Below are 12,823 nucleotides of genomic sequence, written 5' to 3' on the forward strand. Positions count from 1 at the left end.
GTTGCTTGTGTGGGACAATTAATCAAGCTTCAAGATTATATTTCAAGATATGAAAACGATGTATACCGCTATGCGAGTGAATTCATCCGTCTCAAGAAAAAGCAATGGGAGAATGTGAAGGAACAATGGGAAAGTGGAGAAGCAAGCCAAAATGTCTCAGACAATGATTCGTGGGAATGGCTCGAGGAGAAGCGCTCTATTTTCCAAACAGTCAAAGGATGGTTCCAAAGTTCGGAATGGAAACAGGAAGAGGAAGTAAAAACAACCCCTTCCCCTGAGGACGATTTTATTTCCTCAGTCTTTATCACAGAGCCTAAAACCATTGATGATCTAAAACTGCTATTTCTCGATACATTATTCCAATTGCAAATGAAATGGGCAAGCTCAACTTTGAAATACGAATCAGTGATTGAGAAAAAATTTTATTATGAAGAGCCGCTTAAATATTTTCTACAACGCTTTCCTGATACGTATTTATGTTTATATAAGCCCGTAGTTTTAGTGAAAAACGCTCCTGTCGAATTAGATGTGATTTTATTGAGCCCGACTGCCACATGGTGTATTACGTTGGCGGAAGGAGAAATCATGGTTGGCTCGGCGGAACGATTTTGGAAAGAAATTGCCGGAGAAAATGAAAAAAAGCTGTTGAATCCGCTTCTTTCTCTGCGGAGAATGGAAAAAATTATTTCGGATTTATATAAGCGTTATCAAATCGAATTGCCCATTAAAAAGGTGGTTTTAAACCGCTCCGGTTATATTGACTACCGTTACGCACCGAGCGATGTGCAGTTCATTGATAAACGAAGCTACGAACAGTGGTTTGCTTCATTGCGAGGATTGACCGCTCCTCTTAAGCACATTCAGTTGAAAGCGGCCGCTCATTTATTGCAGCACTGCTATAGCCATTATTACGAGCGGGAGTGGCAAAAAGAAGAAGAGCAGCTTTAAGGGAATGTTGGAGTTTTCAACGGCGAAAGATGTCTTTTCCTCCTTGCTCCTCAAAACAAATAAAAAATTGGTTTATTTATATTAGGAGGTGCCAGTTTGTTAACTGTTCATCGAACGTTTGAAGCGTATTTAGATGCGATGACGGTGATTACGATTTTAGTCCCGAAGTCGTATCATTCTGGAATGGTCGGAAATTTTATTATCGAAAAGCCAAATGGGGAGCGATGTCAGCTTCAAGTGGCAAAGCGAGAAGATTTATGGACGAGTATTAAGTATGAATGTGTGATCGATTTTGCTGTCGAGATCGGGCAGAGATATCTTATTTATGATGATCATGGTGCTTTTACCGATTTGCAAATCGGGGCAGTCATTCGCACCGCAGAATTTGATGAACAGTTTTATTACGAAGGGAATGACCTTGGTATCACCTATACTCCAGAAGCAACGACTTTTAAGCTTTGGGCTCCTACGGCGACGGAGGTGAAGGTGAAATTGCTCGATGAGGTGGAAGGAAAGCAGGAGCAAATTGCGCTGCAGCGCGTGGAAAAGGGGGTATGGATGACTACAGTTTCCGGAGACCTTGAAGGAAGATACTATACGTTTTTAGTATGTGTGAACCTTGTTTGGCGCGAGGCTGTTGATCCATATGCAATGGCTGTTTCAGTCAATGGAGAGCACGGGGTTGTCGTCGATTTAGCAAAAACAAATGTGCCGAAGCCAACGCTGCCGCCGCTATCGTCCCCGACGGATGCGATTATTTATGAAGTGCATATTCGCGATTTTACCATTCACGGCGATAGCGGGGTGGCTCACAAAGGGTTATATTTAGGCCTTACTGAGCTCGGAACAAGCGGGCCAAATAATACAACCACAGGCCTTTCCTATTTAGCGCAGCTAGGAGTAACGCATGTAGAGCTGCTTCCATTTAACGATTTTGCTGGAGTAGATGAAAAAGACCCACTGAAGGAATACAACTGGGGCTATAACCCGCTGCATTATAACGCTCCTGAAGGGAGCTATGCCACTAATCCGTTTGATCCATATGCCCGGATTCAGGAGCTGAAACAAGCGATCTGTGCGTTGCAGACGCAGGGAATTCGCGTGATTATGGATGCTGTTTATAATCATGTCTATATTCGCGAGCAGTCATCGTTTGAAAAAATTGTCCCTGGTTATTATTTTCGGCATGATTTATATGGAATGCCCTCCAATGGAACAGGAGTGGGGAATGACATAGCATCGGAACGGCGGATGGTGCGAAAATTTATTGTTGACTCTGTGCGTTTTTGGCTGACTGAGTATGGGGTGGACGGATTTCGTTTTGACTTAATGGGAGTTTTAGATATAGAAACGATGAGAGAAGTGGAGGCCGTCGTCCATGCGCTCGATCCGTCCGCACTTTTGTTTGGCGAGGGATGGGATTTGCCGACACCTCTTCCTGCCGAGCAAAAAGCGACGATGAACAACGCTGACAAGCTGCCTTGTATTGCGTATTTTAATGATAGATTTCGCGATCATGTCAAAGGAAGTACCTTTGCTATTCATGAAAAGGGGTTTGCATTAGGAAATGTGGCTTTCCGTGAGCAAGCGATGCGAGCGATCCAAGGCAATGTGCGAATCCAAAAAGAAGCAGGAATGTTTCTGAACCCGACGCAAGCGGTCAATTATGTTGAATCACATGATAATCACACGCTCTGGGATAAAATGAGCGTGTCCAATGCGGATGAAAGCGAAGAGATTCGGCAGAAACGGCAAAAGCTGGCCACCGCTTTTGTTATTCTCTCGCAAGGCATTCCGTTTTTGCATAGCGGCCAAGAATTTTATCGGACGAAGCAAGGAATAGAAAACAGCTATAATGCTCCTGATGCCATTAACCAGCTTGATTGGGGGCAAAAAAGCCTGTATGAGAAGGATGTGCGGTATGTTGCAGGATTGATTCAACTGCGCAAGCTTCATCGGGCATTTCGCTTTTCAACGTCTGCTGAAATTGAAAAACATCTTCGAGTGGTTGAAGCGACTCCGCCATCTATCATTGCTTATCATCTTCAATCCGTGCAAGAATATGGGCCATGGAGCGATATTTTGGTCATTCATCATAATCAAGAAGCAACAGAGCGCTTACCCCTTCCGGATGAGGAGGAATGGCATGTCGTGTGCGATCACACAGCGAGCGGAACGACTCCTTTATACACCGTGAAACAAGAGATTGAAGTCCAGGGAATCAGTACGTTTGTTCTTACGAAAATGACTGACTTGACGAAAAAAGCAAATCACATATAAAATCTAGTAAGACAGCTATTGTCTGAAAATAAAACATCAGGTGATTGCTGTCTCTTATTTTTTATGAGTTGAAGGTGAACTTCGTTGGAACAGTTACTGGGAAAGGAGTGGGATATCACTCCGGCTGGTGGGGCTACTGGAGATGCATATGTTGCTGAACATAATGGAAAAAAATTATTTTTGAAGCGTAATTCTTCTCCCTTTCTTGCTGTTTTGTCCGCAGAAGGAATCGTTCCGAAGCTTGTCTGGACAAAGCGAATGGAAAACGGAGATGTAATTACAGCCCAGCAATGGCTAGACGGGAGAGAGCTTAAACCGCATGATATGGGAAGCGAGCAAGTAGCGAATTTATTGCGGAAAATTCATCGCTCTCAAGATTTGCTGGAAATGTTAAAACGATTAGGAAAAAAACCGCTGTCGCCGCAAATGATGATGGAACAGCTGCGATCCATGTTAACCGGATGGAGCGACGAGCCTCTTGTCAAGCAAGCGTTTGCGTGGCTCGAGGAGAAGCTTCCTTCGATTCGATGTAATGAATGGGCAGTTTGCCATTGCGATATGAACCATAATAATTGGCTGCTTGCTGATGATGGCCAGCTTTATTTAATCGATTGGGACGAGGCGATGATCGCCGATCCAGCCATCGATATCGGAATGCTTTTATATTGGTATATTCCGGAGGAAAAATGGGAAGAATGGCTTCACTTTTATGGAGTGGAGCTGACCGATGATTTAGGTGTGCGCATGAAATGGTATGCAGTTGTACAGACGTTGCAGACGCTTAGTTGGCAAAAAGAAAAATGCGCAGAAAAAGAAATGCAGCAATCCCTGCATTTCCTTCAAACGATATTAATTTCTAAGTAAGCTGGTCCACCCATTCCGATAACTGCTGTTGATACGAGGAAATGTGAGAATCAAGATTGGGGCTGTTCTTTCCTGCTTGTCCATAATGGTAAATGGAAGGCAAAACATTTTTTACATGTGACCCGACTTGTTCATTTCCCATTAAAGATTTGACAAGCCTTTCAATTTGTTCGCATTCTGCTATCGTACCGCAGCAATCGGTTTGGTGATTGGATAAAATATCTTTTAATACGGTCATTTGATCGTTATGGTTTAAAGGCATACGCACTCATCCTTTTTTTCTTACTATGTGCGGATCATTTCGGTTTTATACAATTCTCAAGCAGTCGTTGCCGCGACTGTTTTTCTTTATGATCTCAGAATTTAGAAAAAGCAAGGCGCCATCTAGCTTCAAGCGCCATCGGCGGACTCTTTCTTTTTGATCTTGCACACTGGTCGGTATTCATGATATTGTTGACAACGATGATAAAAAAACAGAGGTGTTGGCATGCGTTTACGTAACAAACCTTGGGCGAAGGAGAAAATTTCTGCTTATCCGCAATATGTGGTTCCAAACCCAGAGCAATACAAAGGAAAATGGCATGAATTATTTGGAAATCATCATCCCATCCATATTGAAATTGGAACGGGAAAAGGTCAGTTTATTACAGGAATGGCTAAGGAGAACCCAGAGATTAATTACATTGGGATTGAGCTGTATGAAAGTGTGATTGTATCTGCTCTCGATAAATTAATCGAAAACGATCTGCCAAATTTGCGTCTGTTGAATGTCAACGCCAAAGATTTGGCTAGTTTTTTTGAAAATGGCGAGGTAGAACGAATTTATTTAAACTTTTCTGATCCTTGGCCGAAAAAACGCCATGAAAAAAGAAGGTTAACTCATCATTCCTTTCTTGAATTATATGAACAAATCTTAGTATCTGAAGGGGAAATCCATTTCAAGACAGACAACCAAGGGTTGTTCGAGTATTCCCTTATGAGCTTCTCACAATATGGCTTGCTCCTGACATATGTCAGTTTGGACCTTCATCATAGCGATTTTTCCGGAAATATGATGACAGAATACGAAGAAAAGTTTGCGGCCAAGGGCAATCGAATTTATCGCTGTGAAGTAAAGTATCGGGCAAAATAATGATAAGGCTGTCTTTCGAAAGATCGAGGCAGCCTTATTTTTTATTTTCGAAAAATTCACCGAAATGTTACACTATAAATGGAGGTGATGGGAAATGGAAAGATTAAAGGTGGGAAATGTGCAAATTACATGGTTAAACGGAGGGGTGACTCATTTAGATGGAGGAGCGATGTTTGGGGTTGTTCCGAAGCCGCTCTGGTCAAAAAAGTATCCATGCAATGACAACAATCAAATTGAATTGCGGACCGATCCGCTTCTTTTGCAAGTGGCTAACAAAAATATTTTAATCGACTCTGGCGTCGGCAATGGAAAGCTTACGGATAAGCAGAAGCGCAACTTTGGCGTGACGGAAGAGTCAAGCATTGAGAAGTCGCTTCATGAATTGGGATTGACCCCAAATGATGTCGATTTTGTTTTGATGACACATATGCATTTTGATCATGCTTGCGGGCTAACGAAACGGCAAGGAAATCAGTTTGCTTCCGTTTTTCCAAACGCTCAAATTGTGACATCACAAGTGGAATGGAACGAAATGAGGGAGCCCAATATTCGTTCACGCAATACATATTGGAAAGAAAATTGGGAAGCGATCGCTGAACAAGTGGTCACGTTTGCCGAGGAAATAGAAATTGTTTCAGAAATTAAAATGATCCATACAGGAGGCCATAGTGACGGCCATTCGATCATTCACATCGAATCTGAAGGAGAACGGCTCGTTCACTTAGCGGATTTAATGCCGACACATGCTCATCAAAACGTACTATGGGTGTTAGCGTACGATGACTATCCGATGACATCCATTGCTCAAAAGCAAAAATGGATTCCATATGCGGTGGATCAACAAGCGTGGCTGAGTTTTTATCATGACGCTTACTATCGAGCCATCAAATGGAATGAAGCAGGTGAAATGATCGCGAGCGTTGCGCGAGAACGTGAAAAAGAGAAGGCATCTCGATAGGAGAGATTCGCTGTGGTAGACAAAGTTCATGTTTACTTTGTCTACCACTATTTTAACTGTCATCAATGGATGGCCACTTTTTCGTATCAGAATGGCTTGAAGATGCTTGACAGACAAGGAACGAAGCCGAACGAGGCCAGCGGCATAGCATAAAAGCATTTGTTAACAGTCTGAGACATCTCGAAAGGAGATGTCCTTCATTTCTTTTCATGAAAGTCTGTATGTGTCAATAATGGTTCCCGTGTAGGCGTCGATGAAAACTTCATACTGTTCATTCTCACGGCAAATGCCGCCTTTATATACTTTATAAACAAGCCCGTTTTTTTCGTATGTCTCTGGTTCGCTCTGAATCCACGAACCACTAATGGGAGCAGAGCGTTGAAAAGCGGCTTTCGCCAACGAGAGAGCCTTCTCTGAGGAAATGAATGTGCGTGCGCGCATGGCTTGGACAGCATAAGCAGCTGCGAATCCGGCAGCGGCGCCTGCGAAAAATGTTTTCCATCTCATTTTTTCCCCTCCTCAATCATGGTCTTTTATTTAGTATACCTGATTTTTTAAAAAAATGTGGGAAAAGTGGAAAGTATATGAGTTGTTCGCTAAAATAAAAAGGACATAAGAAAAAGGGGTTAGGAACATATGAATGTAGAAACGCTTCAGCTGTTCAAAACATTAACAGAACTGCCGGGAGCACCGGGTAATGAGCGTTTTGTTCGGCAATTTATGAAAAAGGAACTACAGAAATATGCAGATGAAGTCGTACAAGATCGGCTTGGCGGTATTTTTGGTGTCAAACGCGGCGATGTAAACGGGCCTATTGTCATGGTTGCTGGTCATATGGACGAAGTGGGATTTATGGTAACGGCTATTACTGCTAATGGAATGATCCGTTTTCAGCCGTTGGGCGGATGGTGGAACCAAGTACTGCTGGCACAACGGGTACAAATTATCACAGAGCATGGGCCAGTAATTGGTGTTATTGGATCTGTTCCGCCGCATTTGCTTGGAGAGGAACAGCGAAATAAACCAATGGATATCAAAAATATGCTTATTGATATCGGGGCGGATGATCGGAAGGATGCGGAACGCATGGGGATACGGCCGGGCCAGCAAATTGTGCCGATTTGTCCATTTACCCCAATGGAAAATCCGAAGAAAATTTTGGCGAAGGCTTGGGATAATCGATATGGCTGCGGGCTGGCCATTGAGCTGTTAAAAGAATTAAACAATGAGGAATTGCCTAACGTTTTGTACTCTGGGGCAACCGTGCAAGAAGAGGTAGGAATGCGCGGTGCACAAACAGCAGCCCAAATGATTCAGCCGCATATCTTTTTCGCATTGGATGCCAGCCCGGCCAATGACATGACAGGAGATCGAAAGGAATTTGGGCATCTCGGAAAAGGGGCGCTTGTCCGCATCTATGATCGTTCGATGATTATGAGTCCGAGAATGCGCGAATTTGTTCTCGATACAGCTGAAACGCATCGCATTCCGTATCAGTTTTTTATTTCTCCGGGAGCTACAGATGCTGGGAGAGTACATATTGCCAACAGCGGCATTCCTTCAGCTGTTATTGGCATTTGTTCTCGTTATATTCATTCCCATGCTTCCATTATTCATGTCGATGATTATGCCGCAGCTAAACAGCTATTAATAGAGTTAGTGAAACAATGTGATCAGTCGACAGTGGAGTCCATTCGTCAAGCAAACTGAGGGGGAGTCTTCATGAGGCTTCTCTTTTTCCGTGAAAGGGGGATGACATGATGAGAATTGCCGTCGGTACAACGAATCAAGCAAAGGTAGCCGCTGTCGAAGCTATTTTTTTCAATGAGCGCCATGTAATTGTACCAACAAAGGTTGATTCTGCTGTAGCTGCCCAACCTTTTTCTGATGAAGAAACAAGAGCAGGGGCGATCAATCGGGCGAAGCATGCACTTGAGAAAGAGAAGGCAGATATCGCCATTGGTCTTGAAGGAGGAGTTGTTGAGGCGGATAGCCAATTGTGGGTGTGCAATTGGGGGGCTTTAGTTGATCGGAATGGCATGGTTGTTTCCGCTGGGGGAGCACGCATTCCTTTGCCGCTGGAGGTGGCAGAAGGAGTATGGAGCGGCCGTGAGCTTGGCGAGGTGATGGAAGCCTATACTGGTCAGCAAAATATCCGCCAAAAAGAAGGGGCCATCGGTATTTTTACACATGGCTACGTGAATCGGACCGAAATGTTTAGCCATATTGTTAAATTGTTGAGAGGACAGTATGAGTTTTGGACGAAAAATGGAGTAATAAAGGAGGAGAAATCATGAATACGGTTAAAACAGCTAAAGAATACCAAGCAATCAAACAGGAAAAGAAGGCTATTTTCGTTTTTTCAGCAGAATGGTGCCCTGATTGCCGATTTATCGAACCGTTTTTGCCGGAAATTGAACAACAGTTTTCTGACTACGAATTTTATTATATTGATCGTGACCAGCTTTTAGATGTGTGTACCGATGAAAATATTTTTGGCATTCCAAGCTTTGTCGCTTACGATCGTGGAAAGGAACTTGGACGGTTTGTCAGCAAGGATAGAAAGACAAAAGAGGAAATTGAGCAATTCATTCAAGGATTGCAGTGAAGGAGCCCTAAATGCAAATGGATAGTAAAAAAATGGCGAAAGAAATTGAAAAACGGCTAGCGCGTGAAGATTGGACATTTCAGTTTGACAGCAAAAAGGATACGCTTCGCATTGAAGACTCGCAAACCAAGAAAGGTGTCACCGTTTCGTTGCCAGGCATTATTGCGAAATGGCAGGAAAAGCAGGAGGAAGCGCTTCAGGAGGTTGTCTATTATATTGAACAAGCGCTCCATACAATGCATGAAGCCCATACGCTGTCGGGGAAAGAAAAGGACATTTATCCGGTAATCCGTTCTACCTCGTTTCCTACAGAAACAAAAGACGGGATTCCGCTGATTTACGAGGAGCATACAGCTGAAACACGGATCTACTACGCGCTCGATTTAGGAAACACGTATCGTCTGATTGACAAAACGCTGATTGAGCAGGAAAATTGGGATGTCCATCAAATCAAGGAGATTGCCCGCTTTAACATCCGGTCTTTAGAGACTCCTGTCAAAGAAGATGAAGTGGCAGGAAATCGTTTTTATTTTGTGAACACAAACGATGGCTATGATGCGAGCCGAATTTTAAACGATCGTTTTTTAGAAGAAATGGCCCAAAAAATCACCGGAACGATGGTGCTGGCTGTGCCTCATCAAGACGTTTTGGTGGTTGCCGACATCCAAAACGAAACAGGATATGATGTGCTTGCCCAGCTGACAATGAGCTTTTTTGCAAGCGGCCATGTGCCGGTAACCGCTCTATCATTTTTATATGAAAATGGCGAATTGGAACCAGTTTTTATATTAGGAAAAAATAAGGGAAAACAGTAGTCGGAAAGAAAGGAAGAGGTGCAATGAACGTATTTTATAATCGAGAAGGCATTGGCGATGTGTTGCTTATTTCTTTAAGGACGATGAACCCAGAAAGCCGCGCATTTGAAAAAAAGGGCGATATTGTTCGCATTTTTGACGAAACGACGAACGAAACAGTAGGATACAATATTTTTAACGTTTCTCACCATTACTCTTTTGAAGAAAATGCAGCGGTGGAGGTAGACGAGCAGTTAATTGAGGCCATCAATGAGCTTTTAGAGAAAAATGGCTTTACGGAATTCATTGAAGCTGATTTTTCACCCAAATTTGTTGTCGGATATGTGAAAGAAAAACAAAAACATCCTAATGCGGATAAATTAAGCGTATGCCAAGTGGATGTTGGCTCAGAAGTGCTACAAATTGTTTGCGGAGCACCGAATGTGGATGCTGGGCAAAAGGTGGTAGTAGCTAAAATTGGCGCGGTTATGCCGAGCGGCCTTGTCATTAAAGAAGCTGAATTGCGCGGTGTCCCTTCTTACGGAATGATTTGTTCCGCCCGCGAGCTTGAATTGCCAAACGCTCCGCAAGAAAAAGGGATTTTAGTTTTGTCTGATGATTATCAAGTTGGACAAGCTTTTACAAAATAATGTTATTTAACATTTATCTGAAAGAAGTTTCCCACTTCTAAGTTTTGCGAAGCTGAACGACAATGGGAGATCGCCAACGGATAGGATCTTCTATCGTTCAAACGGACCCCCTTCGGAACGAAGGAAAGCGAACACGCACAAGTCGCTTGAAGTTCCCACCTTTAAGCGAAGCATCGGTGGAGGGCAGTTTATTTCAGTCACTAGGCATCCTTCTAGTGACTTTTTTTTTATAATTGGTAAAATAGAGAGTTGAAAAGAGAATAGAAAGAGTGAATTCTAGATGAAATGGTTAAAACGGCTTGTTCGTTATTTGTTGCAGGAAGAGGATAGGCAGCCGCCGATTGAGCGGAAAGAACAGCCCATCGAGAAAACAGCTGCTGAACTCGATGTGAAAGTGACTTATCAGTATCCAACTGGAAAGTTTCGGTTTCCGTTGATTCCTGATGAAGCGTCAACGCGTCGTAAAAGAAGCAGCAAAACGTATGATGAAGCAGAAGAAAGACAAGAAAGAAGGGAAAAGCCGAGAAGGGAACCTGAAAGTCCTGCGATGGAAAAGCGTCCTTTCCGACCTTCAGAAGTACCTTCGCCGATTTACGGTTATAAAGGACGGCCGCAGCCAATGCAGCCGGAAAAGCGGGATAGTGAGACGGAACTCCCTGAGGAGAAGCAGGATTCGCTTTTGAGCCATCATCTGGACCTCCCTATTACATACATCATGGATCTGCCTGATGAAAAAGAGCATGGAAGCGAGAAAGAAGAGGAGCTGATCGGACATCAGCCGTCGCTTGGGGAATCATTAGCTTTAAGCGATGAAGAGGAGGCGCAGCCCTCTGCTATTGAAGAAGTGGCGGATAGTGAGGAGGAACAGCTTCTTGATGTTCGCCCATCAGAGGAGCAAGACGGAAGACCGTCAGAAGAGGAGAAGGAAGCGAAGACAGAGGAGCAAAATGCAGAAGCGTCTTTATCGAACGAACCACAAGAAAAACAAGCGCCGACACAGCGCCCGTCTTCTCGCATTCCGTATAATGTCATGATGCTCAAGCAGGATCGGGAAAAATGGGAGGCGCGAAAAAAAGAGAAAAAACAAGGGGAACCCGCTTACCGTTTTCCACAGCTTGAATTGCTGCAGCCCCCGTTGGAGCAAAAAGAGAATGATAAAGAATGGATGGATCATCAATGTGCCCAGCTTAATGAGACGTTTGCCAATTTCAATGTGGGAGCCAAAGTGGTTCATGTAGCTCAAGGGCCGACCGTAACAAGATTTGAAGTGCAGCCGGCACCGGGGGTGAAGGTGAACAAAATTACAAGCTTATCCGATGATATTAAACTAAGTCTAGCAGCAAAAGATATTCGCATCGAAGCGCCGATTCCTGGAAAAAGCACGATTGGGATTGAAGTGCCGAACGCTAAAAGCCGTCCAGTATTGATCCGTGAAATTTTGCAAAGTGAAGCTTTTAGAGCAAGTTCTTCGCCACTGACGGTTGCGCTCGGCCTGGATTTATCGGGGATGCCAATGGTGACAGACTTAAAGAAAATGCCGCATGGGTTAATTGCCGGGGCAACGGGTTCAGGAAAAAGCGTCTGCATCAATGCCATGCTTGTCAGTTTGCTTTATAAAGCGGCGCCTCATGAAGTAAAATTATTATTAATTGATCCAAAAATGGTGGAGCTGGCTCCATATAATGACATCCCGCATCTTGTCAGTCCGGTGGTGACCGATGTCAAAGCAGCGACAGGGGCATTAAAGTGGGCAGTTGAAGAAATGGAGCGGCGGTACAGCTTGTTTGCTCACACTGGAGTAAGGGATATTCAAAAATATAACGAGCTGGTGAGAAGAGAGCAGACACCAGAGCACCATCTTCCGTATATCGTCATTATCATTGATGAGCTAGCGGATTTAATGATGGTTGCCCCAACAGATGTCGAGGAAGCCGTTTGCCGGATTGCCCAAAAAGCGAGAGCATGCGGAATCCATTTAATCGTGGCGACACAGCGCCCATCTGTTGATGTCATTACAGGCTTAATTAAAGCAAACATTCCGACAAGAATCGCCTTTTCTGTTTCTTCTCAAGTCGATTCCCGGACCATCATTGATACAAACGGGGCCGAAAAGTTGCTTGGACGTGGCGATATGCTGTTTTTAGAGAATGGAACATCGAAAACGGTGCGCATACAAGGAAATTTTGTGTCCGATGAGGAGATCGAGCGAGTGGTGTCCCATGTGAAGCAGCAAATGTCCCCAGCTTATTTATTCGAACAGGATGACTTTTTAAAACAGGCGTCTTTATCAAACGAAGAGGATGAACTGTTTTATGAAGCATGCGAATTTGTTGTACAGCAAGGAGGAGCGTCTACCTCAAGCTTGCAGCGCCGTTTCCGCATCGGTTATAACCGTGCGGCGCGACTGATGGAGATGATGGAGGAGCAGGGAATCATTTCGGAGGCGCGAGGCAGTAAGCCGCGTGATGTATTGATTACGGAAGAAGAGTTGGCTCATTTGCAAGAAGGTCATATGATATGATTGACTATATAGCAGATGGATTTTCTGACAGCGCTCATGCGAAGCAGTAAGGAAAGGGGGATTTTCCC

Annotated in this window: 14 protein-coding genes; 12 read left to right on the plus strand and 2 right to left on the minus strand. The window is 43.9% G+C overall.

The annotated features are described in order from the left end of the window. Positions 1 to 9 precede the first annotated feature (9 nt). The 3 genes from AT864_RS14500 (at position 10) to AT864_RS14510 (ending at position 4,092) form a co-directional block, all read left to right on the plus strand. Positions 10 to 948 carry a nuclease-related domain-containing protein gene (locus AT864_RS14500; protein ID WP_066150113.1) on the plus strand — a complete coding sequence of 313 codons (939 nt, stop codon included), beginning with the start codon at positions 10 to 12 and terminating at the stop codon, positions 946 to 948. A gap of 96 nt (positions 949 to 1,044) precedes the next feature. Then, the gene (gene pulA / locus AT864_RS14505; protein WP_066150116.1) at positions 1,045 to 3,228 is read left to right on the plus strand and encodes a type I pullulanase; all 2,184 of its coding nucleotides are present in this window, start codon (positions 1,045 to 1,047) and stop codon (positions 3,226 to 3,228) included. Positions 3,229 to 3,312: 84 nt separating this feature from the next. Next, the gene (locus AT864_RS14510; protein WP_066150118.1) at positions 3,313 to 4,092 is read left to right on the plus strand and encodes a phosphotransferase family protein; all 780 of its coding nucleotides are present in this window, start codon (positions 3,313 to 3,315) and stop codon (positions 4,090 to 4,092) included. On the opposite strand, the gene AT864_RS14515 is transcribed toward AT864_RS14510, so the two are convergent. Next, positions 4,085 to 4,354, minus strand: coding sequence for a YtzH-like family protein (locus AT864_RS14515; RefSeq protein ID WP_066150122.1), 270 nt, complete (start codon positions 4,352 to 4,354; stop codon positions 4,085 to 4,087). The genes AT864_RS14510 and AT864_RS14515 overlap by 8 nt on opposite strands. Before the next feature lie 225 nt (positions 4,355 to 4,579). Between AT864_RS14515 and trmB the strand changes: the two genes are divergently transcribed. The 3 genes from trmB to AT864_RS17985 all read left to right on the plus strand — a co-directional run bounded on the left by trmB (position 4,580) and on the right by AT864_RS17985 (position 6,335). Beyond that, the gene (gene trmB, locus AT864_RS14520; protein WP_066150125.1) at positions 4,580 to 5,224 is read left to right on the plus strand and encodes a tRNA (guanosine(46)-N7)-methyltransferase TrmB; all 645 of its coding nucleotides are present in this window, start codon (positions 4,580 to 4,582) and stop codon (positions 5,222 to 5,224) included. A gap of 94 nt (positions 5,225 to 5,318) precedes the next feature. Beyond that, positions 5,319 to 6,182, plus strand: coding sequence for an MBL fold metallo-hydrolase (locus AT864_RS14525; protein WP_066150128.1), 864 nt, complete (start codon positions 5,319 to 5,321; stop codon positions 6,180 to 6,182). A gap of 12 nt (positions 6,183 to 6,194) precedes the next feature. Beyond that, complete coding sequence (locus tag AT864_RS17985) at positions 6,195 to 6,335, plus strand: hypothetical protein (RefSeq protein WP_156450547.1); 141 nt, start codon at positions 6,195 to 6,197, stop codon at positions 6,333 to 6,335. A 54-nt stretch (positions 6,336 to 6,389) separates the two neighbouring features. Here the strand turns inward: AT864_RS17985 and AT864_RS14530 are convergent, their stop codons facing one another. Further along, positions 6,390 to 6,689 carry a PepSY domain-containing protein gene (locus tag AT864_RS14530; protein ID WP_066150131.1) on the minus strand — a complete coding sequence of 100 codons (300 nt, stop codon included), beginning with the start codon at positions 6,687 to 6,689 and terminating at the stop codon, positions 6,390 to 6,392. A 129-nt stretch (positions 6,690 to 6,818) separates the two neighbouring features. Between AT864_RS14530 and AT864_RS14535 the strand changes: the two genes are divergently transcribed. The 6 genes from AT864_RS14535 (at position 6,819) to AT864_RS14560 (ending at position 12,755) form a co-directional block, all read left to right on the plus strand. After that, positions 6,819 to 7,892, plus strand: a complete 1,074-nt coding sequence (locus AT864_RS14535; protein ID WP_044745893.1) for a M42 family metallopeptidase — start codon at positions 6,819 to 6,821, stop codon at positions 7,890 to 7,892. 47 nt (positions 7,893 to 7,939) lie between these two features. Beyond that, positions 7,940 to 8,479, plus strand: coding sequence for a DUF84 family protein (locus tag AT864_RS14540; protein ID WP_044745894.1), 540 nt, complete (start codon positions 7,940 to 7,942; stop codon positions 8,477 to 8,479). Further along, on the plus strand, positions 8,476 to 8,790 hold the full coding sequence (locus tag AT864_RS14545; protein WP_044745895.1) for a thioredoxin family protein: 315 nt from the start codon (positions 8,476 to 8,478) through the stop codon (positions 8,788 to 8,790). Before AT864_RS14540 ends, AT864_RS14545 begins: the two co-directional genes overlap by 4 nt. 17 nt (positions 8,791 to 8,807) lie before the next feature. Continuing rightward, positions 8,808 to 9,605, plus strand: coding sequence for a DUF1444 domain-containing protein (locus AT864_RS14550; protein ID WP_044745978.1), 798 nt, complete (start codon positions 8,808 to 8,810; stop codon positions 9,603 to 9,605). Positions 9,606 to 9,628: 23 nt separating this feature from the next. After that, positions 9,629 to 10,234 (plus strand): YtpR family tRNA-binding protein, encoded by a 606-nt coding sequence (gene ytpR, locus AT864_RS14555; protein ID WP_044745896.1) that lies wholly within the window; start codon positions 9,629 to 9,631, stop codon positions 10,232 to 10,234. A 280-nt stretch (positions 10,235 to 10,514) separates the two neighbouring features. Beyond that, entirely contained in the window at positions 10,515 to 12,755 is a 2,241-nt protein-coding gene (locus tag AT864_RS14560) for a DNA translocase FtsK (protein WP_066150134.1), read from the plus strand. The last annotated feature ends 68 nt before the right edge of the window (positions 12,756 to 12,823 follow it).

Origin of the sequence: Anoxybacillus sp. P3H1B (assembly GCF_001560855.1) — a bacterium.
Taxonomy (GTDB): Bacteria; Bacillota; Bacilli; order Bacillales; family Anoxybacillaceae; genus Anoxybacteroides; species Anoxybacteroides rupiense.

Excerpts from the sequence above, each read along its gene's own strand:
- AT864_RS14515 (WP_066150122.1), bottom strand. The coding sequence starts at position 4,354 with ATGCCTTTAAACCATAACGATCAAATGACCGTATTAAAAGATATTTTA.
- trmB (WP_066150125.1), top strand. The coding sequence starts at position 4,580 with ATGCGTTTACGTAACAAACCTTGGGCGAAGGAGAAAATTTCTGCTTAT.
- AT864_RS14525 (WP_066150128.1), top strand. The coding sequence starts at position 5,319 with ATGGAAAGATTAAAGGTGGGAAATGTGCAAATTACATGGTTAAACGGA.
- AT864_RS14530 (WP_066150131.1), bottom strand. The coding sequence starts at position 6,689 with ATGAGATGGAAAACATTTTTCGCAGGCGCCGCTGCCGGATTCGCAGCT.
- AT864_RS14535 (WP_044745893.1), top strand. The coding sequence starts at position 6,819 with ATGAATGTAGAAACGCTTCAGCTGTTCAAAACATTAACAGAACTGCCG.
- AT864_RS14540 (WP_044745894.1), top strand. The coding sequence starts at position 7,940 with ATGATGAGAATTGCCGTCGGTACAACGAATCAAGCAAAGGTAGCCGCT.
- AT864_RS14545 (WP_044745895.1), top strand. The coding sequence starts at position 8,476 with ATGAATACGGTTAAAACAGCTAAAGAATACCAAGCAATCAAACAGGAA.
- AT864_RS14550 (WP_044745978.1), top strand. The coding sequence starts at position 8,808 with ATGGATAGTAAAAAAATGGCGAAAGAAATTGAAAAACGGCTAGCGCGT.
- ytpR (WP_044745896.1), top strand. The coding sequence starts at position 9,629 with ATGAACGTATTTTATAATCGAGAAGGCATTGGCGATGTGTTGCTTATT.
- AT864_RS14560 (WP_066150134.1), top strand. The coding sequence starts at position 10,515 with ATGAAATGGTTAAAACGGCTTGTTCGTTATTTGTTGCAGGAAGAGGAT.